The sequence below is a fragment of the Nitrospira sp. genome (assembly GCA_024760525.1).
Classification (GTDB): Bacteria; Nitrospirota; Nitrospiria; order Nitrospirales; family Nitrospiraceae; genus Nitrospira_D.
The window spans coordinates 4169227-4194359 of the sequence record CP060499.1; the positions used below are offsets into that span (position 1 = coordinate 4169227).

Here is a 25133-nt window from a genome sequence, read left to right on the forward strand (position 1 = left end):
CCACCAGTTGGTGTGAACGGCCCAATGACCACGATTGGGTTCGTGAATCTTGGTTGTTCCAAAAATCAGGTCGACTCGGAAATTATGCTTGGCACACTTGTATCCGAAGGCTTTCAGTTGACTGGTGATCCCCAAAAAGCCGAGGTGGTCATCGTGAATACCTGCGGTTTCATCGAAGAAGCCAAGCAGGAATCGATCAACACAATCCTGGAACACGGTCACCTGAAGAAAACAGGAACGTGCCGTGTCTTGATCGCAGCCGGCTGCCTGGCGCAGCGGTATCAGGGAGACTTACTGAAGGAACTGCCGGAACTGGATGCGGTAGTCGGCACCGGCGAGTTCGGCAAGATCGCGGAGATTTGCCGAGACTTGTTGGCTCCGAAAAAGCGGCATCGGCGACTCTGGATCAGCCAACCCCCATATCTCTATGACGAACTGGCCCCTCGTCTCAGGCTGGGTCAACAGCACAGCGCCTATGTGAAAATCGCCGAAGGTTGTAACCGGAATTGTACCTTCTGCGCCATCCCGCTGATGCGCGGCAAGCAACGCAGCCGGCCGGTGGAATCCATTGTCGCGGAAGCTCGGAAACTCGCGGAAGAAGGGGTGAAAGAAATCAACCTCATCTCGCAAGACACGGTCAACTATGGTGTCGATCTGGGACTTCGCCAAGGCTTAGTCCAACTGTTCCGTGAATTGGTGAAGGTTGAAGGCCTCCGGTGGATCCGGCCGTTCTACCTTTACCCGCAGCAGGTGACAGATGACCTGCTGGATCTCTATGCCGGGGAAGAAAAGATCACGAAATACATCGACATGCCGCTTCAGCACATCAATGACCGCATGCTCAAACGCATGCATCGGCTGGGTGATCGCGCTGCGATTGAATCTCTAGTCGATCGCATACGGAAGCGCATTCCCGGTGTGACCTTTCGGACGGCCTTCATCGTCGGCTTCCCGGGAGAAAGCGAGGCGGCCTTCACCGAACTGCGCAATTATGTGGAGCAGGCCGAGTTTGACCGGGTCGCGGTGTTTCTCTACTCGGACGAGGAGAGGACCCCGGCAGCCGACTTGGACGAAAAGGTCGAGCGGGAAATTATGGATGAGCGCCGTAATACCCTCCTTTCGATACACGAATCGATCGCGACCGCCAAAGGACGGGCCAAGGTCGGCTCGATCCTCGACGTGCTTGTCGATGGGCGATCTGAGGAAACGGATGGGGTGCTGGAGGGCCGCCACGCAGGTCTCGCCCCTGAAATAGACGGCGTCGTCTATATCGACGAAGGTGCGGCCGATCGTCACACGCAGCGCCCGACACGTCAAAGGGTCGACGATCCAGCGCCCGGCGAATTCTGCAAGGTCCAGATCACGGATGCGGCGGGGTTTGACCTTGTCGGACACATCGTCACGAATCCAGTCCTCTGATTCTTATTTTCCCCCGCTCTGCTACACTCATACGTGTCATTTCTTGGAGTGAAAACCGATGACAGCGCCGAGAAAAGATTCCATCATCCTGCTGATCCGTTGCAAGGATCGTAAAGGCATCGTCGCGCGAGTGTCGGGGTTCATTCACGATTTCGGCGGCAACATTCTCGACTCGGACCATCACACAGACGAAGAGACGAACGATTTTCTGATGCGGATGGAGTTTGCGACGGAAGGATTCCAAATTCCCGTGGGCGACATTCCAGCGGCCTTTGAGCCGATCGCAACAGTGTACGAGATGTACTACGAGGTGCATCCGTCCAGCCGACGAACCCGGGTCGGCATGTTCGTGTCGAAGCAAGATCACTGTCTGGCGGACCTCCTCCAGCGGCACCGTCGAGACGAGCTGCATATCGATATTCCTGTCATCATTTCGAATCATGACACCTGTGCGACCTGGGCCGATCTCTTCAAGATCCCGTTTGCCGTGTATCCCGTCACCAAGGAGACCAAGCCGCAGCAGGAACGGCAGGTCCTGGCGCTCCTACAGGAACATGCCGTTGAGCTCGTCGTGATGGCTCGTTACATGCAAATCCTCAGTGCGGACTTTCTCACCCAGGTCGGTTGTCCGGTGATCAACATTCACCATTCCTTTCTGCCGGCCTTCATCGGGGCAAATCCTTATCGGCAAGCCTATGACCGTGGCGTGAAGATCATCGGAGCGACCGCGCATTATGCGACCCAGGACCTGGACGAAGGGCCGATCATCGAGCAAGACGTCATTCGCGTGGGACATCGGGATACGGTGGACGATCTCGTGCGGAAAGGACGCGACTTGGAGGAAATCGTGTTGGCTCGCGCCGTCCGGCGCCATATCGAGCGGCGTGTATTAGTCTATGGACGGAAGACCGTCGTGTTTGATTAGGCCGTTCATCGGTTGGAAAGAGCGCACAAGGCAGCCGGTTGAATCCGGCTCCCTTGCGCGTTCAGGCCTTAGGGACATGCGTTAGATTGTGGCGGATAGAAACAACGAGTTCCCACGGCGATTGATCAGGATCAACACGGTTCCCCCTTTCTTCACATCCGAGGACACCTTCTCAAAATCCTTCACCGACTTGATTGGTTGCCGGTTAATCTCTCGAATGAGATCGCCCGGTAGGAGGCCGGCCCTTTCGGCTCCACTGCCCGGTTCCACCCTTGTCACTACAACACCCCGCTTCCCATTGAGCCCAAGGTCCCTGGCGATATCTTGATCGACGTCCTCGACCGCGAGACCGGACAAGGCGTAGTCAGCATTGGCTCTTTCCACCTTGGCGATCTTCGTTTCGTCCGGCTGTTCACCGACTTTGACCGTCATCTCACGTTCGCGACCGTCGCGAATTACTTTCAGCGGCACTTTCGTGCCGACGGCAGTTCTGGTCACCAATCGCTGCAATGCGACGCCATCCTCCACGGGAGTGCCGTGGTATTCAACGATAACGTCGCCCTGTTTAAGTCCGGCCTGGTCAGCCGGGCTGTTCTCCTTCACGTCGCTGATTAAGGCTCCCTTAGAATCAGTGATGCCGAAGGACTTTGCCAGGTCGTGATTCAAATCTTGAAGACCGATCCCGAGAAAGCCTCGGACAACTTTGCCGGTTCTGACAAGACTCTCATAGATCGGCTTGGCCATCGTCGTCGACACGGCGAACCCTACGCCTTGATAGCCGCCGGTCTGTGAAAAGATCGCCGTGTTAATGCCGACAAGTTCACCATTGGTATTCACCAGCGCACCACCCGAGTTGCCCGGGTTGATGGCGGCGTCCGTTTGAATAAAATCTTCATACTGAGTAATCCCCATATGTCCGCGTCCGACGGCGCTCACAATCCCAAGCGTCACCGTGGAATTCAACCCGAACGGATTGCCGACCGCAAGGACATACTCACCGACTTGCAGTTTGGAGGCATCTCCCCATCGTACGCTGGGAAGATCGCTGGCATTGATCTTGACGACGGCAAGGTCAGTCTTCGGGTCAGTGCCCACGATCTTTCCCTTGAATTCTCGTTTGTCAGGAAGGGTCACGCTGACTTCTTGAGCATTGGCGATCACATGATTGTTCGTCAACACATATCCGTCTGAGGAAACGATTACGCCGGATCCCTGACTTCGTCGAGGTCCTCGAGGCTCCAAGGGGCTCTGTGGCCCCCGATGTCTGGGGTCGAACGGCTTTCCGAAGAACTCTTCCATTCGGTCGCGTAGTTCATCAGGGAGGGATGATCCGTCCGAAACCTTTTCCGTCATGACCGTCGTGATATTGACGACCGCCGGAGTGGCTTGCTTTGCGACTTCCGTAAACCCGTTCGTGGGAGTTGTGATGGCCGCAGCCACTGGAGTTGAAGTGGGGACACTGGATGCGTGGGATGTACTGAGCGAGTGCCCTCCCCAAACCAAGACTCCACCCACGAGACCGATTCCGATTGCGGAACCGATCTTACCAAGTAGACGTGATGACATACGTCCTCCTTTTTGTGCTGCTTGATGAGAACCAGCTCGCTGTGCTGCTTACCGCCGAGCGAATCGTGAATGTGTACGAAGAAATCTAACAACCGGTGATGAGAGCGGGATTAGCCCAGTATTAGAGTTCGTTAAGTCGATGGGCGCGTGAGGGGGAGCACGACGGTGAAGGTTGATCCTTGGCCAAGATTGCTTTTGACCTCGACTCGGCCTTTGTGTAAATCTGCGATCCAGGCGCAGATGGCGAGCCCCAGACCCGTTCCCTTCTTCGTGTGGGCCCGGGCCACGTCGGTGCGGAAGAAACGCTGGAAAATCCGTTTGTGGTCGGCCGGATCGATGCCGATGCCATGGTCGGTGATCGACAGTCGAGCCTCCCGTCCATCGTTCAACAGCGAGATCTCAACTTTGCCGCCCGGATGCGAATACTTCATCGCATTCTCGACCAGATTCAGCAGCAGTTCACGAAGCCGCAAGTCATCGCCTTGGACGACCACCGGCATGACTGTTCCGAGCACCACTTCGACATTCCGCTCCTGTCCGAGCAAGGTGGCCTGACGATGAATGTCTTCGACCAAGAACTCCAGCGCGACGGGCAATGATTCCATTTTGACTTCACCCATATCGGCGCGGGAAAGGAACAAGAGTTCATCGACGATTCGGGTCATTCGATCGATCTCTTCCAGATTGCTTTCAAGCACCGACTGGTAATCCTCCAGCGGTCGAGGTCGCCGCAGAACCAGATCCGTTTCCCCTTTCATCACGGTCAAGGGCGTTCTCAACTCATGTGACGCATCGCTGGTGAATTGACGGATTTGGCGAAACGAGGTGTCCAGCCGCCCGATCATGTTGTTGAACGTGGCCGCCAGCCGACCGATCTCATCATGCGCTGCCGGCATGCTCAGGCGCTGACTGAGATCTCCCGCGGCAATGCGTTGAGCGGCCAGGGTGATTTTATCGACCGGGCGCAGCGCACGACCTGCCAAGAACCACCCCCCTGCCAGAGAGACAGCGAGCGCGATCGGGATGGCCACAACGAGGAGTACGAGGAACCTCCGGAGGGTTTCTCCCACCGACTCCATCGACGTGCCGACCTGCACGATATACAGCAGATTGCCGCGGAACATGATCGGCACGGAGATCAACCGCAGCGGAGGCTCGTGGGGATACTTGGCCGACTCAAAGGTGCTCTGTCCGGAAAATGCGGTTTCGAGGGCGGTTCGGCTGAGCGGAACTTCGTGCTGCTTGATATTCGGCGAGCGGATCGTGATCGTGCCGGAAGGGCTGAAAATCTGGAAGAACTTGTCGATTCGTGCCAGCTCGGGAAATTGGGAAAGCAATTCCTCTTCGTTGACGAGAGGCAGAAACCCCCGCTCTTCCAGTGAACGCACAGCCGCGGCGGCCGTTTCTTCGAGAGATTCATCGACGGCGTCGCGAAGATGTTGCGCCGTCACGGCGTAAAGAATGACTGAGAAAATAATCAAAATGAGGGCAAGGGCACTCCCATACCAGAGGGTCAGCCGGACACGTAGCGGCATAGGTCAACTCCCGGTCGGTGACGACGGCACCAAATCGCGGCGAACCCTTGCTGTCGGTTTGGTATGGCTGAAGCCGCTGCGTGAGGGGGCAGCTGGTTGCCTCGGCATCGTGCTAGTCGGCCTTCAGCATATACCCGCTCCCGCGGATGGTATGGATCAGTTTCTTGGTTCGGCCCCGGTCGATTTTATTCCGGAGATAGTTCACATAGACGTCGATGACATTCGTGAAGGTGTCGAAGTCTTGATTCCACACGTGCTCAGAGATCATGGGCCGTGTGAGGACACGGCCGGTATGGCGCATCAGATATTCCAGCAGGGCATACTCTTTCAGCGTCAGATCGATGCGTTGGCCACCCCGCGTCACGTCACGCGTCGCCGGGTTGAGCATCAAGTCGTCGACTTGAAGGATCCCAGGGCTCTCCGTCGCGCCACGGCGCAACAACGCGCGCACGCGCGCCAGCAGCTCATCGATGGCGAACGGTTTCGTCAGGTAATCGTCGGCGCCGGCGTCCAGTCCCTTGACTCTCTGATCGATTTGAGATTGCGCCGAGAGGATCAACACCGGAGTTTGAATCCGTTCTCGCCGGAGGTTCTTCAACACATCCAAACCGGACATGGACGGCAACATGACGTCGACCACAAGAAGATCATAGTTGGTCGACAAGGCCATCTCCAACCCTTTGGCCCCGTCCTCGCAGAGGTCGACGGCATAACTTTCTTCCTCAAGCGCTCGCTTAATAAAACACCCGACTTTGGTTTCATCTTCTATGACAAGAACCCGCATGGTCACTCCAGCAAAGGTTGATCCGCGCGATGATTATATCAAACCAGAGATCCTGAATCTCGGCGAGAACGAGCGCGCTGAACTGAAGCCCGTACGAGAAGGCTGATTCGCCGACTAGGTGGAATCGCCGGGGAAAGTCTGTTCCAGAGAGGTGATCATGGGCTTGCCGTCCCGAATGTTGAAGACAAGCGTTTCCTCTCCCTCTGTCTTGAATTCTCGATTCGCCTGTCGAAGCGTTTCCGTCGACTTGAAGGAGACCTTCGCGCTTCGTTCATCCGAAGCCAACGAGACCGACGTATTCGTACGGGTGAAGTCGTTGGCGCTGGGAAAGGCAAACGCCATGGCCAAGGTCCTTCGATACTCATCCCGCGTCAGCATGGCCTGCTGCTGCTGCGGGCCTTGTTTCATATGAATGGTAATGATGGCATCGGAAGTAATGTGGCGCACGACGCCGTCGACGTCTTTTCGGCGAATCGCTTCGTCCAGGGTATCGAGAAGAACGTCGATCCCTTCACGAGTCAAACGCACATCAGATGCGACGGGTCTCGACTGTGGTCCTGTGAGAACCACGCTGGGCTGAGTAGCGGGAAAATGAGGAGCCAAGAAACCGGTCACCAGACCTTGGCTCTTGAAGACCAGATATCCGATGACCACTGTGGCCCCCAGAGCAAGGGCGATGACGACAACCTTTCCCGTCGAGAAACGGGACCGAGGTTCCTTGACTGTCGTTTGATCGGAGCCCCGATTCATGGCTGCCATAGGTCAGCTCTCCGGACTCGAGGTATGAAGCAACAATAGCGTGAATTCCGAGAAAAGCAACGAAAGTACGCGCCTGTGCAAGACGTTGAGCCCTCGGAGACCACCGGGCGCATCATCGGTCTGCTTCGGCCTACCCTCTTCGTCATGCTGACCTCCTGTGTCATGACCATCGATTCTCCTTCCAACGCGGGAGTTCCGTCTCTTGGAAAAGAGCCGATGCCATGATAGGCTGCGCGGTCGACACGGCAGCCATTGATATCGATCTCACGGAACTCACATAGAGGACAGATGACTCGATGACCACTCAGAATTGGCTCCAACCGAGCGACGATTTTCTCCATCGGCACATTGGTCCCACACAAGCCGATATCCAAGAAATGCTGGCCACGTTAGGCCTACAGTCGCTCGATACCTTGTCCGATACGGTGATCCCCTCTGACATTCGGCTCCATCAATCTCTCGATATTCCTGCCGGCGAAGGCGAACAGGCCGTGCTGGGCCGGCTGAAAGATCTCGCGTCACAGAACAAGGTCTATCGGTCGCTTATCGGCATGGGGTACTACGACTGCGTCACCCCGGGCGTGATTCAACGAAACATTCTAGAAAATCCGGCCTGGTATACGCAATACACTCCGTACCAAGCCGAGATCTCGCAGGGCCGATTGGAGGCGCTCGTCAACTTCCAGACCATGGTGACAGACCTGACCGGCCTCCCGCTGGCGAATGCCTCACTGCTGGATGAAGCGACCGCTGCAGCCGAAGCCATGGCGATGTGCTATGCGATCGGCCGCAACGCTGGTCAGGAGCGAAAAGAGTTTTTCGTCTCGCGAGACTGTCATCCACAGACGTCGGCCGTGTTGCAGACGAGAGCCGAACCGCTCGGCATCGTCATCCAAACCGGCATCCCTTCGTCCGTTGATTGCTCGCGTCCTCAGCTGTGCGGCATTCTGTTGCAGTACCCGGCTACTGACGGATATGTGGGTGATTTCAGCGCCTTGGTCACCCAGGCGCATGAGGCCGGCGTGCTGGTCGTGGTCGCCACCGATCTTCTCGCCTTGACGTTGCTCCGCTCACCAGGAGAATTCGGCGCGGATATCGTCGTCGGTTCGACACAACGGTTCGGTGTGCCGATCGGCTTTGGTGGCCCTCACGCCGCATTTCTGGCCACCAGGGAGGAGTACAAACGGCAAGTGCCGGGTCGACTCGTCGGCGTCTCAAAAGACGTGACCGGCAAACCGGCCATCAGGCTCTCGCTTCAAACACGGGAACAACACATTCGACGGGAGAAAGCCACGAGCAACATCTGTACGGCCCAAGTCTTGTTGGCCGTCATGGCCGCGATGTTCGCGGTGTACCACGGGCCGGACGGGCTGCGTCGGATTGCCGAGCGCGTACGCGGCCTCTCGCTGTTGCTGGCTGAAGGACTGCGTCGGCTTGGGTTCGAAGTCTCGCCGAAGGTCTTCTTCGATACGATTCGGGTTCCCGTGTCCGAGGCCCAGGCTAAACAGATTACGGTGAGAGCGGATGAATACGGGATCAATTTCCGGCGTTATGAGGACGGCTCGATCGGCATCTCGCTCGACGAAGTCAGCTCCGAGGAAGAAGTGCGCCGCCTTCTGCAGATTTTCGTCGGTCAGGATCAGTTGCCGTTCCGCCTCTCCGACCTCGCCGCCACCATCGATCTGCGCTATCCCGCTCCGTTGGAGAGAACTAGTAAGTATCTGACGCACGAGGTTTTCCATCGATATCATTCAGAGCACGAGATGCTGCGCTATCTCCATCGTTTGCAAGCCAAGGATCTGTCGCTCGTGCACTCGATGATCCCGTTGGGATCCTGCACGATGAAGCTGAATGCCACCGCCGAAATGCTCCCGGTCACCTGGCCGGAGTTCGCTCGCCTGCACCCATTCGCCCCGGTTGACCAAACTCTTGGCTACCGGACCCTGTTCCGGCAACTCGAAGCCTGGCTGGCCGAGATCGCCGGATTTGCGGCGTTTTCCCTCCAACCGAATGCAGGATCCCAGGGTGAATATTCCGGCCTGATGGTGATTAGGGCTTACCACCAGTCGACGGGCGAAACACACCGCGATGTGTGCTTGATCCCCGTTTCGGCTCACGGTACGAATCCCGCCAGTGCGGCCATGGTCGGCATGACGGTTGTCGCCGTCGCCTGCGATCGGCACGGAAACGTGGATGTCGCCGATCTGGAAGCCAAGGCCGCCCAATATCGGGACCGGTTGTCGGCCCTGATGCTCACGTATCCTTCCACCCATGGAGTATTTGAGGCGAGCGTGCGGCGTATTTGCCAAATCGTCCATACGCACGGCGGACAAGTGTATATCGATGGGGCGAACATGAACGCCATGGTCGGCCTTTGTCGTTTGGGCGACATCGGGGCCGATGTCTGCCATCTCAATCTCCATAAGACGTTTTGCATCCCCCATGGAGGCGGAGGTCCCGGCGTGGGACCGATCGGAGTGGCGCCGCATCTTGCGCCGTTTCTGCCGGGACACACCGTGGTCAAGATCGGTGGACCGCAAGCCATCGGTCCCGTATCGGCGGCCCCATTCGGCAGCCCGAGCATTCTCCCGATTTCCTGGGTATATATTGCCTTGATGGGCCGTGACGGACTCACCAAAGCCACACAGGTGGCCATCCTGAGCGCCAACTACATGGCCAAGCGGCTGGAAAAGCATTACTCCATTCTGTACAAGGGAGACTCCGGACTGGTCGCTCATGAGTTCATTCTGGATCTGCGCGAATTTAAGGAAAGCGCCGGTGTCGAAGCGATGGATGTGGCCAAGCGATTGATGGACTATGGTTTCCATGCGCCGACCGTGTCGTTCCCAGTGGCCGGCACGCTCATGGTCGAACCGACGGAGAGCGAAGCCAAGGGCGAGCTCGATCGGCTCTGCGAGGCGCTCATCCTCATTCGTGCCGAGATTCAAGAGATCGTCGATGGACGACAACCGCGCACGAACAATCTGCTGAAGAACGCGCCTCACACCGCTGCGATTGTGACGGCGACAGAATGGCATCGTCCGTATAGCCGCGAACAGGCCGCGTTTCCCGCGCCTTGGCTGAAGCACAGCAAGTTCTGGCCGAGCGTGAGTCGTATCGACGAGGCATACGGCGACCGCCACCTGATTTGTAGTTGTCCGCCAATGGAAACCTACCAGTCCTAGCAGGCGCCTCCCTCACGCTGCGGGCCTCTCAGTGCTCTGAAATGGTCGGGGGCTCCTTGCCGGATTTTCTGAACTCGCAGTACAGTACAGCTGTCAGCTCTGACTTGGAGGTTCATATGGGCGACATCGGACGTCGAGGTTTCCTGGTGCGGACGGGGTTGGCCTTCAGCGCAGCGGTTCTAGCAGGTGCGTTTGATCGCGCCTTGGCTGATCAACAGCCCATCCAAAGCAAGGGTTCCAGCTGGGATGATCTGCGGGCGCAGTTTCCCCTGTCCCCCCAGCTCATCCATCTGGCTGCGTTCTTTCTGGCGTCTCATCCCACGCCGGTGCGCGAGGCGATCGAACGGCATCGGGCCGGCCTGGATGCCGATCCCATCGGCTATTGGTACGAGCATGAGGAGAAGCAGGAAGCCCAGGTTCTCCGGGCGGCAGCCGACTATCTGGGCGTTGAACCCATCGATATCGCGTTGACCGACAGCACGACGATGGGGTTGGGCCTGCTCTACGGCGGGCTGGCGCTTCGCAACGGACAGGAAATCTTAACGACGACCCACGATCACTATTCCACGGAAACAGCGCTACGCCTGCGTGCCGAACGCACGGGCGCCGTCGTACGTCAAATCTCCCTCTATCGTTCACTCAAGACGGTATCTCGCGGCGAGATCGTCGATTCCTTGCGAAAAGGCATCGCCCCCGCCACACGCATCGTGGCCGTCACCTGGGTCCATTCCAGCACGGGACTCAAGCTGCCGATCCACGAAATGGCTGAGGTCATCCAATCCGTCAATCGCTCAAGAGGCGAGCAGGATCGCATCATCTTCTGCGTAGACGGAGTCCATGCCTTGGGGGTTGAGGATTTCCGCCTCACCGAGCTCGGGTGCGACTTTCTGATCGCCGGGACTCATAAATGGATGTTCGGCCCGCGGGGGACCGGTCTCGTCTGGGGCCACCCACTGGCCTGGCCGATTGCTCAGGCGACCATCCCAACTTTCAGTACGCAGGCGTACGATCTGTGGATGAAGAATGCTTCCTCGAAAGACCTTCCTCAATCCGTCCACATGACTCCGGGCGGGTTCCACTCGTTCGAACACCGCTGGGCCTTGGACGAAGCCTTTACGTTTCATCAGGCCATCGGGAAATCCAGAGTGACTCAACGCATCTATGATCTGAACCAACAGCTGAAGCAGGGCTTGGCGGCCATGCCTCACGTCACCCTCCACACACCGCTCTCACAAGATCTGTCGGCCGGGATCGTGTGCTTCGAAGTGGCGGGAATGACTCCTCGTCAGCTCGTGGAAAAGCTGCGCCAGCGCCGGATCGTCGGTAGCGTGACGCCATACGCGACGCAGTATGCTCGGCTCGCACCGAGTCTCCTCAACTCACCGGATGAGTTGGAAACCACCTTGGCTGAGATACGACATCTTCGCTCGTCATAGAGATCAGGCCTGCAACGTGCGCCATTATTGCAGTGCCGGATGCTTCTCAGCGGCGGTGATGCGGGAGGCACAGGCTATTGGAACAATGGGCGACCTTGAGGTCCCCGTTCGTGACGTCGTAGTAGCTGATCAGGCCTCGGCCATCGATCCCGATAATCATCGACGTGAATTGACCGACATCGCCTTCATTCTGGACGGCAGTGTGGGTTGCCGAACGACAGTCAACATCGACGCAATGGGCGACTCTGAGATCCCCGTTCGTCGCATCGTAGTAACTGATCAGACCTCGGCCGTCAGGACCGATGGTCATCGACGTGAATCGTCCAACATCACCCTGACTGTGAAGGGTGCCGACCTTGGCGGAACCGCAGCCCAGGTCGGCACAATGGGCGACCTTGAGGTCCCCGTTCGTGGCGTCGTAGTAGCTGATCAAGCCGAATCCATCGGACCCAACCACCACGGAGCTATACTGACCGACCTGCCCTGAACTGTCCAAGACACTATGCGTGGCTGAGGCACAGGCGAGATCGTCGCAATGCGCAACCCTGATGTCCTCGTTGGTCGCATCATAGTAGCTGATCAGCGCCAGGCCGTCGGCTCCGATGGTGACCGAAGTAAATTGACCGACGTCACCTTTGCTGGCGAGTATGGTGGCCTTTGCTGAGCTACAGGCAATGTCGGCACAGTGGGCGACCTTGAGGTCCCCGTTCGTGGCGTCGTAGTAGCTGATCAAACCTCGACCATCAACCCCGACGGTCATCGACGGAAATTGCCCGACCTGTCCCGTTTCGTCCAACGAGGTTTGAGTCCCTGTAATGCAGGCAAGATCAGCGCAGTGCATGATGTTCAGATCGCCGTTCGTCGCATCGTAGTACGCGATAAGGGGGAGTCCGTCGGTCCCGATCGAGACCGACATGAACTGACCGATATCGTGCCGGCTTTCAATCGTCGCAAGCGTGGCCGAGGCACAGGCGAGATCGGCACAGTGAATCACCTTGAGGTTGCCCTTCGTCGCATCATGATAGCTGATAAGCCCCTTTCCATCAGGTCCCATCACCATCGAAGACGGCGCGCCCACATTGATCGCTCCCCCATCCAGCAACGTCACGGTCGCAGAGATACACTCTGCGTCGCCACAATGAGCCACTTTCAGATCTCCGTTTGTCACATCATAGTAGCTGATGAGAGGAAGTCCATCGATGCCGGTGGCCACGGAACTGTGTTCTCCGACGTTGCCGATGCTGTCCGGTGTGGCAATGGTCGCGAAGGTACACGCGACGTCGCCACAGTGAGCCACTTTCAGATCCCCGTTTGTCGCGTCGTAGTAGCTGATCAGGCCGAGGCCATCGGCCCCGATCGTCGTGGAGGTGTAGAGACCGACATCGCCTTCACTCTCAAGAACGGTGCGCGTTGCGGACGTGCACACCACTTCCTCACAGTGCACGACTTTTAGATCGCCGTTCGTCGCATCGTAGTAGCCGATGAGCGGCCGACTGTCCATACCGATCGCCACGGAACTGTACTGGCCCACATCGCCGGTTTTATCTGGAGTGGTCGTGAGCGTGGGTTCCGTACAAGGTAGGTCAGGACAGAGGGCGGATTTCAAGTAGTGGTCGGTCGCGTCATAATAGCTGATGAGCCCCTGGCCTCCGGCAATAGCAACCGAGGTGTACAGACCGACATTTTCCTCGGCTTTGAGAAACGTGAGCGTGGTAATCGTAGCCGCCCTACAGGCGACGTCGCTGCAATGCGCCGCTTTCAGGTCTCCATTCGTGACATCGTAGTAAGTGATAAGGGGGAGTTTGTCGGTACCGATAGTCAGGGAACTGTACTGACCGACATCCCCGTCGCGGTCGAGGGCGGTGAGCGTGGCCGAAGTGCAGGCAACATCGACGCAGTGGGCAACTTTCAAATCCCCGTTCGTGGCGTCATGGTACGTGATGAGGCCCAGGTCATCGCTTCCGATGGCGATGGAGGTGTAGCGACCGACATCGCCGGTGCGGTCCAGAGAACTGATCGTCGCGGAGGTACACGTCTGGTTGGAGCAGTGGGCGACCTTCAGGTCGCCGTTGATGGCATCATAGTAGCTGATGAGAGCCAGCCCGTCGGCCCCGATGGTCACGGAGCTGTACTGACCGGCATCGCCCGAGCCATCCCGGGTAATAATCGAGAAGCCCGGTCGCTCAAGAGCAGTGTCATCCGCCTCTGCAGAGAGGTTCACGTCCCGTCCCGGCGGAGGCATGATGAAGACGAGGAGAGCGATCCCCAGTCTTATCGATTTCGTGCCCGATCGGCGCTTCATGAAGCACCCGTTGGCTATAGTCTGAACCACGGTGGGCGGAAGAGGCAAGAGGGAGAGTTGCTCGGGAGGATTCTCCTAATCACACTTCTTGAACTGACTTTGCAGACAACGCTGCGCGATCTCCTGCGCTTTCTGGATCTGAGGCGGAGTCATGTGTGATGCCATCATGTCACGGTCTTTCATTATCTCATTCTTTGAACCGCCGCTCGACGATTCTGCAGCCACTGTATACCACATATGGGCACGAACATAGTCTTGTGGAACACCGGCCCCCTTCGCATACATCTGGGCTAGTTCGTTCTGAGCCCCCGCGTGGCCCTGCCCTGCCGCCAGGCGATGCCATTTCAGGGCAACCTGATAGTTCTGGGTCACACCTAGGCCGCTGGCATACAGCAGTCCCAGATTGTACTGCGCTCGCGCGTCGCCTTTCTCCGCCAAAGGGTAAAAGAGTCCGGCCGCCACTCTGAAGTCGCCACGCTGGAGGGCATCATACGGTTCATCACCGGAGAGTGCTGCCGCCGATGTCGCACCCACGACGACCAACATCACCGTGAGCAGGAAAGGCCTCATCGTTTACCTATCTTTAGGCGCTACAAGAAGCATCGAGATCTTGACCGTCTTACACCCAGTTACACAAAGCCATTTCTTCGGCTTCTGCCTACACCACAGCAGGAAGTGGCGCGGGCAAACCCATTCTTGTCGAGCGAGACCAAAATGTCACCAAAATGTTGTTTTCGCCGACAGCGTTCGCCCAAGCGTCACATAACCAAAAGACGATTGAATTCCATCCGACGACCACGGCCATGTTGCAGATGCGGGAACCTTCGGACTTATGCTGATTGACCAGTTCTGGCCTGGTCAGCCGCCGTCGCGGAAGACTGAAACCATGCAGATGATCTCGCCGAGTATGTCGCCCCAGCCTCCTTCGGTCCGTTGCGCCGGAAGGGGCGTTAAGAGGCGTCTGGGCAGGTATCGCTATCTTGTCACCTGATCATGAATGCCCGCATTCTACCACCCTTCCCTCGCCAGCAGCGTGAACGGACTGATGAACAGAAGGATCATGCGGCGGTAGCCTTCTGCAAGAACATCACGCGCTCTCGAAACGTGCGAATCAAACTCACCATGAACGGCACGACGGCGGCGAGCTGGCCGATTTGTCGGATACGGGGCTTATAGCTGGTCTGCATGTAGGCCAGTTCTTCCCAGCTCATCGTCCAAGAGAACTGTTGGAGAAGTTTGGCGTATTGACGGCAGCTTAGATAATTCAAGCACTCCGTCGCATACTTCAAATTCCATTGCGCGACATAGCTGGCCGACTTCCCACGCTGGTACGGGCTCCGTATCCCCAATAGCGCCCAAAAATAATACCAGGCATAACGCTTAAAGGGGATCAGCCCTCCGAGTGGCACATGGAGATGCGGCTCGATGATCTGCCATTTTGCTGGCAGAACATGCACCGCCACCCCGCCAGGTTTCAAAACGCGATGGATTTCGCGAAACACCACCTGCTGATCATGGACGTGTTCAAAGACTTGATCTGACAGGATGAGGTCAAACGTATTATCGGGCCACGGCATCACGTCATGATTGGAGAATCGAAACCAACCTGCATCCGCCTCTTGGCGCAGTTTAATCGGATTAGGCCGGTCCATAAAGTCGCCTTTGTTGTAGCCAAAGGCCTGACGATATCCCATGTCGCGCAGTTGGTACACCCGATGCCCGTCCCCACAGCCAAAGTCCAGGATAAGGCTGTCGGATGTGATCGGGATGCCTTTGTGTTTGCAAATCTCAATGTGGCGCACATCTGGCGTATGCATGTTACCCCCTCAGTTGAGACCCCGTAACAGTGGCAAGCTTCGCCGGTCGACTGGACTCTTACCAGGAAGTTTCCCGGCCTTGGGTTTCGGTCTCGACATAAACTCATCTTGCCAGACCGCCAGCGTGATGTCACGCAATGGGATAGGCGAGCTTTACCGGCGCCAACTAGTTGCAGCCACACGACGGGCTCAGTCGTCCGTCACGGCAGAGAAGCACGTCCCTTTAAATATCTGCAGACTCCGCCGTGATGGCAACAGCTGCTGCATCGTCTTGGGTTCTCTGGGAACACTTGTGTCTGCAAAAATCCTGAGCGTCGAGCAAGTTCGCTTCCACGACAGAGTAGGGCAGCCACTTGACAATGTCTTGACGGTTAACCGGATGCGGGCACGGTACCCGCGCCCGAAGGTTCTCTTTTTCCGTGTTTTTCGGCGCAATCAACACCCACAGAAGGATGATAGATCAACGCCGAAACACCATGGCATGGCGGGACGACGACATGTCCGGCAAAAGTCCACTCGGTGTCCGCATCACTCGCCCTCTCGCCAAGCGGACCGGGAGCTTACGCCTTGGGACGCGGTCTGGTCGTGTGCTGGAAAAGGCATTTGGGGCAGGTGTAGTGGACGAACTGGTCGCCGCCGACCAGCCGTTTCTTCATGGGAACGCTGCACCAGGTACAGAGGCGATCAGGTATCATTGTCACCTTTGGGTGAATTCCATGGATGTCTTGTTCCTGAGCCTTGAACGACATGGGGATTAGACTGGAGTCGTGAGTGAATCGATGACGCGTTGTGCCTGATTCAGCGCGGCTGCTTGTGCCTCTTCACGGGACGCCAAGCTCCCGTCCGGGCATCCTTTGTTACCTTTCCATCGTGCTGTGCCGAACTCGATCCAGCGTTTCCTATAGTCGGGCATTGGCATGCCCTCCAGTCTCCACGCATCCCACAACGCCTTCCTTCCATAAGAGAAGTCTCCGTGATCCTGTAGTGCAGAAGCTATGCCAGTCGCCGCATCGGAGGTATGAAGACGGAAGGGGTCTAAACGGCCCCCTTACGTGACAGGGCCGAACGATCGGTGTCGGTGATTCAGCGGAAGACGCGTAGCGCGTGATGCTGGATGATCAGATAGGTTTGTATCGTTTCTGAGCCTCTACCATAGAATTATGGGCCACATGTTCCTTCCAATAGCCGACAGAAGGAACGTGTCCAAAAAATGTTCTCCGTCTGACCATCCTGCCACACTTGACCGTCCTTTTTGAGCCAGAGGCTTAGTGCGCCAATTCATACCGGACCGCCCATAACAGTTCATCTATTCCAAAGGGCTTGCGCAACGTCTGTCGTGCACCCAACAGCCTGGCGGTACTGAGCATGGACTGATCACCGACCATGCCGGAGACAGCGATGACTTTGACATTCAGGAATTCACGAGTGAGTTCCATGATGGTATCGAGTCCATTCAACTCAGGCATCAGAATATCGACGATGACCAAATCCACCGGGCTCTGTCGATATAAGGCGACCCCCTCGCGCCCGTTGGACGCTTCCACCGCCTCATGGCCTGCCGATTGAAGAGCCGTCGATAACAATGTGCGAATGGGAGCCTCATCATCAATCACCAATATCGTGGCCATACTCCCCCTTGGACATACACCATCACTGAAAAATCAGTCTGTCGGAGTGTACGTGAAATAGACAGAGTTTCAATGAAAAGCCCGATTTAAGAGACAGAAGAGCAACAGAAGACCGCGGGTTCCCAGGATATTGCTATTGATTCCTATCTATTGTTATAAACGGGTTGTGCGTCTTGATTTGCGCGCCCTTCCGTCTTTTTCTAAACCCTCAATCAGCATGAGTACGAATACATTTTATTTGGACATCTCCTCCAATACGGTGAGGCCGATCGCAAGGCTCTGAAAATGGGCATCCGCCTGCCGACGCTCGAGTCTGCCCATTCACGATATCGTCAGGAGATCTCGGATATTAGTTTTCAGTTACTTGCAATCAGTGGATTGAGCAAGGACCCGACACTCTAGGAGGTAGCATGCCGCAGAGAGACAACTCAAAAAAGGAGTGTTTTCGTCTATGGAAGGATGGGCGATCCATCAGCGAGATACAGCGCGCGACAACAGCGACGCATGAATCGATTCGAGCATGGGTGCGTGAGTGGGAGCGCGGTCTTCATAGAACATGGGATGTCGGTGTAAGCAAAATCCGGCTTCCCTCAAAACCAGCCGAACGGCTTCCTGAAGATCCGACGAAGGTCTTCCAGGAGGAGGGTCAATCCCAGTTCGTCAACACCTTGGCGGACCGCATCATGTAAACGGCTGGGATTCCGACGATCACCGCCGATTCCAACACCAACGGGCGGAACCTCTTCACATTGCGAACGTGATTGAGCAGCACATAGCACGGTTACCACCATTCCTGGAGCACCAGCCACAGGTTAATTTCGGTTTGCCCGATGGAGGCGATGGATGTGTATGGAGAATAGTTGAACAACTCCCGTCCGCAGTTGTCGGAAAATACATCGAGATGACGGTATTGTGGCAGTCTACAATGCGCCCCCTCTGATCCAGGATTGAACGAAAGAGTAAGTCAGCTTTCGCACCCTGTCGCCATACGTTCCGATCATCGACGCAGGCTGAGACAACGGAAATTGTGCAGGTGGTTCGATTGAATCCACGATGTGCTTCGCCTCCTCCAGCGCTGCCGCGGTGGCGTTCTCACGGGAAGGAAAGACGCCGCTGGTGCGTCCATTGTGGTACCCCCAGCAGACGTGTCGGAATTCAATAATGCGATACTCGCAATGCCAGGTCCCATCAGCTTGCCGTCTCGGCAACAACTCGATCCTGCGATGCTTATAGTCCAGCATTCTCGTTTCCTGCACTCCCATCATTCATCCAAAGAACCATAGAATCCGGAGAACCATCACACCAGGGCTATTCCTGCAGCGGTCATCGCTCTGCGTTGGTCCCTTCTTCACCAAGCAGAGCAGATAGGCCTTCGATCTTTTTCCTCAAGGACTCCGCTTCGACATTTGAGAGGTCTCCCGTTTCGAGCAGCTGCTTGCTGACCATGAGACGCTCACGAATACTCTGCCGGTAATCAGACATCGCGTGCCTCGTCACAGGGTGCTGCATCACAGCGTTGGTTAGTGACGCTGGGGTGAGAGAAGGTATGTCTTCAGTTCTTCCACGTAATATTCAACGACAGGCCGTTCATCTGGTGCTAACGGCACATTGAAAGGGAAGACCGTAGAGGACAGAAGGTTTTCGCAGGAACGGATGAATTCTTGAAGTTCCATCCGCAGGGAAGAGGGAGGATCGGTAAACACGAACATAGAGGCACCGCCTTTCTCACAAGGTGTCGGCGGTAGGCCATCCAGGAGTCGTCGGCAAGATGTGTGAGGAGAGTATAACCTGTTAAGAGTACTCCCAATTTCAGAGACAGTCAACAGGAGCGACCTCTACCCCCCAAGCTCCGTTGTCTAATCTACTCGCGAAAAGCGTGGAATGGAAACGCCCCCTTTATCGACGCTCTCAGTAAACATGGCAACCGGTCTTATCCAGAGCCCTCGCTCGCCGTACAACGCCCGGTACACGACGAACTCCTCCTCCGTTTCTGAATGCCTGGCGACTCCCAAAACTTCATAGTCTTGGCCATGGTGGCGGTAGATGCCGGGTGAGACCATGATTGCCTGCGCCTCGTAGTGGGAACACCTGCATGTTCACGTGACAGTTACGTGACAATTGAGCCCAAGACTATACCCAAGCGGGTGCTCTCAGGGGGTAGCCAATGAGGCCCCTGAAAAGCAGAAAACCATTTGGCAGTCGCGTGGATCGTGCGGTGGTGCCGAAGCCGGGATTTGAACCCGGACACCCGTGAGGGCGCTAGACCCTGAAGGGAGCGCAGCTTCTCTCCTCCTGTTGCTCACCGTGTCGCACTGTTGCATTTTCCCCTGTATTGAGCAGCTTTCTTGAGACAGGAGAATACGGCAGGAAACAGCAGGATAGGGTATCCACTCGACAGTTATTTGACAGTCCCCCTGGCAGAAGACCTACCCGGGCCTTCAGCGGCAGCTAGGGGGCGCCACATGGAGTCCTCTACGACTAGCCATTTATATCCAGCGCTCTCCCTCCTAGAACTAGCCCCCGCCTTCAACCTTTTGCCCCTCACTCGCCCCGACCAATCGTGACAGGCTTTTGTCTGATATCTGCGGTCTTGACTTCTAAAAGTTTGAGATTATTTAAAGCGCAGTTGACATGCTGGACTGGACGGACGTGGTGAAGGGTGCCCTATCTGGCCAGCTGTTATAGCGGTGTACTCCGGCCCTTCACGCGTTCCTTACCTTCATTGTTATACATTTACAGGAGGTGGGGCTATGTCTTGGGAAAACCAACTGCCTGTCTTGTTCCCTAACCGATCGGTCGAGTCACAAATTGATCATCTTCTGGAGGACGCCATCCAATCTGTGAATGGGTGGTCGCAGTCCTGGAATCCAGCCTGCAATATTTTTGAGAACGACGAGGGGTTCACCGTTCAGATGGCGCTTCCGGGCTTGGAGGCGAATCAGATCTCGGTGCAGGTCGAACACAACATACTGCGAGTAAAAGGGGAACGGAAGCGCAACGAGTCTGAGGGGAGACGATGGTACATGCAAGGGATCGGAGCCGGTGCGTTCTCCTGTGTATTCAACCTGCCTGAGTATGCGGACCATGAGAAATCGATGGCCTCATATAAGCAGGGACTGTTAACGATTACCTTCCCGAAGCGGGAACAGGCAAAACCACGCCCGATCATGATCGAGTGTGGATAAAGATTGTGACACGTACTCGTCCTCGCCGGCGATCCTGGATTCAGGCGCCGGCGGGACCAAACAGGCGGCAGTCATGCAACCGTCCTAAAGGGGCCTAATGAGGCGAAGAAAGGAGGATATTGCCATGCAAGTGAAATCCGTCGCGTTAGGCATGATGTTGATGGTTGGTCTGTTACTGGGGACCTTGGCGGGGCCAGGCTTGGCCGCCCAAGGCGATACAAGGGAAACTGTGCTTCCCCGTTCATTTCAAGGCGCTCGGTTGGGGATGACGTTGTCTGAGCTTACCCGTGTTGTGCCTGATGCAAAAGGAGTGTCCCTGAATCGACGTAATCCCGCTCAACGTACCATGGTAATTCCATCAAAGGATCACGCCGTCCAACGCGTGGAATATCGCTTCTACAATGACCCTCTCCGAGAATTGGCTATTCATTACAACTATGATGCGGTGCCCGGTGGGTTCAAAGAGCTACGCCAAAGACTACAGGAGGCCTATGGGGAGCCCGCAGTGGCAGCGTAGACAGACTATGACGCTGGACCCAATATCGCCTCCGTGAAGAAGACGGTCTGGCAAGACGATAGCACCATGTCGGTCTTGGCTCAGTCTCATAAACTAGACCAAGGGCGCGAGTTCTATGATTTGATCTTGACGATCACAGATCGCGAGCTCCAGCAAATCTTTGAGCAGGATCAGGAGCAGTACCGCCGACAAGAAACGCTGAGAGTCCCTATTCCATTGCCCACTCCTGGAATACAAAACAAGCAGATGGCGATGTCTCGTTTAGAGCGCACGCATATGTAGTATTTGGAGCATGGTAGAGAAGAGCGACTGAACAATCTGGGGCAGATATATGAAGGAGGTGGCTGACCATGAAATTCCTCTACAGACTTATTGCAACCTGGCTTATTGTGGCCCCTTTCATAACGGCTCTATTCATACTGTGACGGCTTATAACAATGAGAATAGCACGCTGGCACTCTCCGCCGACGAGGCCCCGGCAGTGCTCGAGGCGCCGCCGGATGGCACGGCAAAAGGAGTGGGCGATCAGGCCATTCTGGTGACGTATGAGGCTCATACGATCGGTTCTGATAGCTGAACACGACTATGGCACGATCAACAGTCTCTCTTGTACGCTGTTCGACCACATGCTCGATATCGCCATCGGCACGTGTGCCTCCGCCGAGGAACTCGCTCATAAGTTCGAGAGCGTGTCTTACGATACCGTCGTAGTAAGCCCCCTGTTGCTTCCAGCCTATCGTTCCATCCGAAAGAAAAGGAATCAATTGCTCGCGCCTCTTCTCGTCACGGTCTGTCAACGAGACCTCACGGTGGGGCATGCGGCGCTCGAGGGCGACGTGTTTGGTCTCATCGCCATCCCCGTCATTCCTGACGAGGCCACCCAAACGGTCCGACTGGCGCTCTGGCAAAACCAGCTGCTGAGATTGCTCGCTTCGAAAGAGAGGGCGGTCGTCCGGTTCCAGCAGCACATGGAGGAGTTTCCTCATGATCAGAAGGCGGAAGGGGCATGTGTACGCGATCGTGAGGCCTTTGATCGCACCTTCCACAGCTTCCAGTCCGAAATGCGCCGGCTCGTGAATATTGAGGATGAACGGAGTCTCTTCGATATCGCGGTGTTAGTGGAACAACGCGCCAGGCAACAGACATTGGACGGACTTCTCAACCTTACTCTGTATGAGGACAGTAAGGCAAAGGAATCTCCATAGTCGTCTATCGAATAGGATTGATGGGAAAACCGGCGAGGGTATCGCCTGACGCGTTGCCTATTCTCCCATTCGCTCGTGAGAGGGGGGCTCCGCCCACGTTCGTGTCACACTACTACCTCAGCTGAAACCCTATCGATCTCGTCAAGGGAGTTGACTCAGGGCAGGTCGAAATTATTTATGGCCTCGTAAGCTCTCGGCACGGCAATTCAGTCACGAAGGCCCGAGAGTGGAATGAAAGGAGGTCAATGTGTGAAGCTGGCACATTGGAATCCGCTCCGTGAGCTCGAAGGGATTTCGGAGCGACTGAACCGTTTCTTGTCACATTCTAGAAACCAACAGACTGAAACTCATCAGATGGATGGCAAGGAAATGATGACGATCCCGGATTGGTATCCTTCCGTGGACGTCCTCGAAACAGACGCCGAGTATTACCTCAAAGTAGAAGTACCGGAGGTGAACAAAAGGGACATCCGTGTGACAGTCGACAACAAGGTCCTTTTCCTCCAAGGCGAGCGGAGGGAAGAGCCCAAGGGCCCCGGACATCAGATCCATCGCCTCGAACGGGCGTACGGACGCTTTCTCCGGAGCTTTACGCTTCCGGATTCGGTCGAGGTGGCGCGCGTGAAGGCGGAATTTAGGGATGGGATGCTATACGTCCACTTGCCGAAATCGGCTCATGCCCAAATCAAAGCCATTGATGTGAAAGCGGCATAACGAGGCTCCTGCCAACGCACTGCCATCCACAGATACGGCCCGTCTAGTAAGACGGGCCGTATCTTTATTGTGTTCTGAGGACGCTTGTGTCTTTTGACGCATACCGACACATTCATATCCAGTCTGCCAATCCTAAATACGTACAATGCTGTCAGCTGCTCCAGTGCGCCGTCCTCTTGACTTCGCTTTGCTGAGCATTATGAACAAATGCGTGACACGGATGTATCTCGGGAATGAGTGCTATGCGGCACACATCGCTTACGAGCCCTCTCCAAAATGAAAGGGACACGCTCTCACGCCACTGCGCAAAACAATCGCTTAGGGCCAGTCCGGGTGCGCCATTTGCAGTACTGACTGTATTTCACGTGCCTTCATTTCACTCATCAGGCGGCGAAATGTGGGGCACTCATACAGACTCACAGTGCCAGGAGTTGACGTCATGTATCAAACAGATTTTGACCGCAAACCCCCTCGCGGACCCAGAAGTTGGCTTGTGGCCGTAATATTGTTGACGACTGGGATCATGATTGGATTTGTGATTGCTTCGGACCTTGGCTGGTTGCCTACCGGACACGCAGTTTCCGACGTCTCCTCTCTAGTTCAGCCTCCTCCCATTGCCAAACCCGTCTCGACCGTCCCTCAGCCCGTGCTGGGCGGCGGCAATCAAACATTCGTGGACATTGCAAAGTCGGTGAAACCGGCGGTGGTGAATATCTACGCCAGCAAAAGCGGTCGTTCCCAAGGGTCGGGGCCCGTGCCGTTTGACGACCCCTTGTTTAGAAAGTTTTTCGGCGACGAGTTTCCCCGGAAATTTGAACAACCGAAGGAACGAAAAGAAGGAGGACTTGGGTCTGGCGTGATCGTCGACTCTAACGGACTCATCATCACCAATAATCATGTGGTGGGCAAGGCGAATGAAATCCGTGTCATCCTGTCAGATAAACGCGAATTCAAGGCGAAGCTGATCGGCACCGATCCAAAGACAGATGTGGCCGTCGTCAAGATCGATGCGGCGGGGCTTCCAACCGTGTCCTGGGCCGATTCTGACAAACTGGAGGTCGGGGAGTTTGTTCTTGCCGTGGGAAATCCGTTTGGCCTGACACAGACTGTGACCCTGGGAATCGTCAGCGCTCTTGGGCGGGCCGCAGGTATCGCCGAATACGAAGATTTCATCCAAACGGATGCAGCCATCAACCCCGGTAACTCCGGCGGGGCTTTGGTCAATGTGCGGGGCGAGCTGGTTGGGATCAACACGGCAATATTCAGCCAGAGCGGCGGAAACATGGGGATCGGATTTGCCGTGCCCAGCAACATGGCGCAGTCCATCATGGGACAGCTCGTACAAACAGGAAAAGTTGTTCGCGGGTGGCTTGGGGTATCTATTCAGGAGCTGACACCGCAATTGGCGTCTCAATTCGGTGTCACGGAGACAAAGGGCGTGCTGGTCAGTGATGTCATGGACGAGAGCCCCGCGAAGAAAGCCGGATTGGAGCGAGCCGACGTCATCGTGGAATACGATGGCAAACCGATGGATTCCCCGACGCATCTTCGCAATGCGGTGGCGCAGACACCGGTGGGGAAAAAAGTCACGATTAAGTTCATTCGAGATAAGAAGCCGAAGGCAGTGGAGCTCACGATCTTGGAGCAAGCCAAATCCTTATCACAAAACGCGGAGGACGACGGCGAATCAGCCACGCCCACTGGAGCACTGTCCGGTCTTGAGGTTCGCGATCTGACCGAACAATTGGCTAGTCGATATGGCTTGAAGTCAAGTGAACGAGGCGTCGTCATTGTCGGGGTGCGGCCCGGGAGTGCGGCTGAGGAAGTGGGTGTCCGAGAGGGCGATATCATCCTGGAAGTAAACCGCCAGGCGGTGACGTCGGCGAAGGCCTTTGGGCAGATCAGTGGCAAGTTACCAAAGGACCAAGCGGTCTTGCTCTTGCTGAAACGCCAAGGCCGAACAATTTACCTAACACTTCGTTAGTGTCGCCTAGGGAAAAGGGCTTCAACAACCGGGCAAGGTTGCGCTGACGGTCCGTGCCTCCATTCTGGAGTTGTGCCCTGATGCGTTTCACGAGATTGATTTTTTCCGGGTCAATGTGAGTAACACATAACGGTCATCCTGAGGTGACCGCTGTTTTCGTATCGAGCGGTTC

At 56.1% G+C, this 25133-nt stretch carries 25 protein-coding genes; 13 read left to right on the top strand and 12 right to left on the bottom strand.

Annotation, left to right across the window (positions count from 1 at the left end):
* Window positions 1–24: 24 nt before the first annotated feature.
* Window positions 25–1419 (top strand): 30S ribosomal protein S12 methylthiotransferase RimO, encoded by a 1395-nt coding sequence (gene rimO, locus H8K04_19560; protein ID UVT15959.1) that lies wholly within the window; start codon window positions 25–27, stop codon window positions 1417–1419.
* A gap of 58 nt (window positions 1420–1477) precedes the next feature.
* The gene (gene purU, locus H8K04_19565) at window positions 1478–2344 is read left to right on the top strand and encodes a formyltetrahydrofolate deformylase (protein ID UVT15960.1); all 867 of its coding nucleotides are present in this window, start codon (window positions 1478–1480) and stop codon (window positions 2342–2344) included.
* An 81-nt stretch (window positions 2345–2425) separates the two neighbouring features.
* On the opposite strand, the gene H8K04_19570 is transcribed toward purU, so the two are convergent.
* The 4 genes from H8K04_19570 to H8K04_19585 all read right to left on the bottom strand — a co-directional run bounded on the left by H8K04_19570 (window position 2426) and on the right by H8K04_19585 (window position 6988).
* A complete protein-coding gene (locus tag H8K04_19570; GenBank protein ID UVT15961.1) occupies window positions 2426–3910 on the bottom strand; it encodes a DegQ family serine endoprotease in 1485 nt (494 codons plus the stop codon).
* A 131-nt stretch (window positions 3911–4041) separates the two neighbouring features.
* A complete protein-coding gene (locus H8K04_19575) occupies window positions 4042–5445 on the bottom strand; it encodes a HAMP domain-containing protein (protein ID UVT15962.1) in 1404 nt (467 codons plus the stop codon).
* A gap of 112 nt (window positions 5446–5557) precedes the next feature.
* Entirely contained in the window at window positions 5558–6229 is a 672-nt protein-coding gene (locus H8K04_19580; protein UVT15963.1) for a response regulator transcription factor, read from the bottom strand.
* Between the two features lie 114 nt (window positions 6230–6343).
* The gene (locus H8K04_19585) at window positions 6344–6988 is read right to left on the bottom strand and encodes a hypothetical protein (GenBank protein UVT15964.1); all 645 of its coding nucleotides are present in this window, start codon (window positions 6986–6988) and stop codon (window positions 6344–6346) included.
* 296 nt (window positions 6989–7284) lie between these two features.
* On the opposite strand from H8K04_19585, the gene gcvP reads away from it, so the two are divergent.
* Window positions 7285–10173 (top strand): aminomethyl-transferring glycine dehydrogenase, encoded by a 2889-nt coding sequence (gene gcvP, locus H8K04_19590; protein UVT15965.1) that lies wholly within the window; start codon window positions 7285–7287, stop codon window positions 10171–10173.
* A gap of 125 nt (window positions 10174–10298) precedes the next feature.
* The gene (locus H8K04_19595; GenBank protein UVT18050.1) at window positions 10299–11609 is read left to right on the top strand and encodes an aminotransferase class V-fold PLP-dependent enzyme; all 1311 of its coding nucleotides are present in this window, start codon (window positions 10299–10301) and stop codon (window positions 11607–11609) included.
* Window positions 11610–11655: 46 nt separating this feature from the next.
* On the opposite strand, the gene H8K04_19600 is transcribed toward H8K04_19595, so the two are convergent.
* From H8K04_19600 to H8K04_19610, 3 genes are all read right to left on the bottom strand, one after another.
* Window positions 11656–13911, bottom strand: a complete 2256-nt coding sequence (locus tag H8K04_19600) for a hypothetical protein (protein ID UVT15966.1) — start codon at window positions 13909–13911, stop codon at window positions 11656–11658.
* A gap of 75 nt (window positions 13912–13986) precedes the next feature.
* Window positions 13987–14481, bottom strand: coding sequence for a sel1 repeat family protein (locus H8K04_19605; protein UVT15967.1), 495 nt, complete (start codon window positions 14479–14481; stop codon window positions 13987–13989).
* A gap of 488 nt (window positions 14482–14969) precedes the next feature.
* Entirely contained in the window at window positions 14970–15728 is a 759-nt protein-coding gene (locus H8K04_19610; protein UVT15968.1) for a class I SAM-dependent methyltransferase, read from the bottom strand.
* 497 nt (window positions 15729–16225) lie between these two features.
* Between H8K04_19610 and H8K04_19615 the strand changes: the two genes are divergently transcribed.
* Window positions 16226–16486 carry a hypothetical protein gene (locus tag H8K04_19615; protein UVT15969.1) on the top strand — a complete coding sequence of 87 codons (261 nt, stop codon included), beginning with the start codon at window positions 16226–16228 and terminating at the stop codon, window positions 16484–16486.
* On the opposite strand, the gene H8K04_19620 is transcribed toward H8K04_19615, so the two are convergent.
* Both H8K04_19620 and H8K04_19625 read right to left on the bottom strand, forming a co-directional pair.
* Window positions 16483–16641 (bottom strand): hypothetical protein, encoded by a 159-nt coding sequence (locus tag H8K04_19620; GenBank protein UVT15970.1) that lies wholly within the window; start codon window positions 16639–16641, stop codon window positions 16483–16485. The genes H8K04_19615 and H8K04_19620 overlap by 4 nt on opposite strands.
* A 352-nt stretch (window positions 16642–16993) precedes the next feature.
* Complete coding sequence (locus H8K04_19625; GenBank protein UVT15971.1) at window positions 16994–17356, bottom strand: response regulator; 363 nt, start codon at window positions 17354–17356, stop codon at window positions 16994–16996.
* A gap of 410 nt (window positions 17357–17766) precedes the next feature.
* Here H8K04_19625 and H8K04_19630 point away from each other — a divergent pair, with 410 nt between their 5' ends.
* A complete protein-coding gene (locus tag H8K04_19630; protein ID UVT15972.1) occupies window positions 17767–18045 on the top strand; it encodes a hypothetical protein in 279 nt (92 codons plus the stop codon).
* Between the two features lie 231 nt (window positions 18046–18276).
* On the opposite strand, the gene H8K04_19635 is transcribed toward H8K04_19630, so the two are convergent.
* From H8K04_19635 to H8K04_19645, 3 genes are all read right to left on the bottom strand, one after another.
* Complete coding sequence (locus H8K04_19635; GenBank protein UVT15973.1) at window positions 18277–18597, bottom strand: hypothetical protein; 321 nt, start codon at window positions 18595–18597, stop codon at window positions 18277–18279.
* 82 nt (window positions 18598–18679) lie between these two features.
* The gene (locus tag H8K04_19640; GenBank protein UVT15974.1) at window positions 18680–18838 is read right to left on the bottom strand and encodes a hypothetical protein; all 159 of its coding nucleotides are present in this window, start codon (window positions 18836–18838) and stop codon (window positions 18680–18682) included.
* A 374-nt stretch (window positions 18839–19212) separates the two neighbouring features.
* Window positions 19213–19416 (bottom strand): DUF1653 domain-containing protein, encoded by a 204-nt coding sequence (locus H8K04_19645; GenBank protein UVT15975.1) that lies wholly within the window; start codon window positions 19414–19416, stop codon window positions 19213–19215.
* Window positions 19417–20106: 690 nt separating this feature from the next.
* Between H8K04_19645 and H8K04_19650 the strand changes: the two genes are divergently transcribed.
* The 7 genes from H8K04_19650 to H8K04_19680 all read left to right on the top strand — a co-directional run bounded on the left by H8K04_19650 (window position 20107) and on the right by H8K04_19680 (window position 24961).
* Window positions 20107–20541: an Hsp20/alpha crystallin family protein gene (locus tag H8K04_19650; protein ID UVT15976.1), complete on the top strand. Its 435-nt coding sequence runs from the start codon at window positions 20107–20109 to the stop codon at window positions 20539–20541.
* Window positions 20542–20665: 124 nt separating this feature from the next.
* Window positions 20666–21058, top strand: a complete 393-nt coding sequence (locus H8K04_19655) for a hypothetical protein (GenBank protein UVT15977.1) — start codon at window positions 20666–20668, stop codon at window positions 21056–21058.
* 66 nt (window positions 21059–21124) lie between these two features.
* Window positions 21125–21340 carry a hypothetical protein gene (locus H8K04_19660; GenBank protein ID UVT15978.1) on the top strand — a complete coding sequence of 72 codons (216 nt, stop codon included), beginning with the start codon at window positions 21125–21127 and terminating at the stop codon, window positions 21338–21340.
* Between the two features lie 49 nt (window positions 21341–21389).
* Window positions 21390–21635 carry a hypothetical protein gene (locus H8K04_19665; GenBank protein UVT15979.1) on the top strand — a complete coding sequence of 82 codons (246 nt, stop codon included), beginning with the start codon at window positions 21390–21392 and terminating at the stop codon, window positions 21633–21635.
* Window positions 21604–22263 carry a hypothetical protein gene (locus tag H8K04_19670; protein UVT15980.1) on the top strand — a complete coding sequence of 220 codons (660 nt, stop codon included), beginning with the start codon at window positions 21604–21606 and terminating at the stop codon, window positions 22261–22263. The genes H8K04_19665 and H8K04_19670 overlap by 32 nt, the downstream gene beginning before the upstream one ends.
* Before the next feature lie 249 nt (window positions 22264–22512).
* A complete protein-coding gene (locus tag H8K04_19675) occupies window positions 22513–22977 on the top strand; it encodes an Hsp20/alpha crystallin family protein (GenBank protein ID UVT15981.1) in 465 nt (154 codons plus the stop codon).
* Between the two features lie 439 nt (window positions 22978–23416).
* Entirely contained in the window at window positions 23417–24961 is a 1545-nt protein-coding gene (locus H8K04_19680) for a DegQ family serine endoprotease (GenBank protein UVT15982.1), read from the top strand.
* Window positions 24962–25133: the final 172 nt, after the last annotated feature.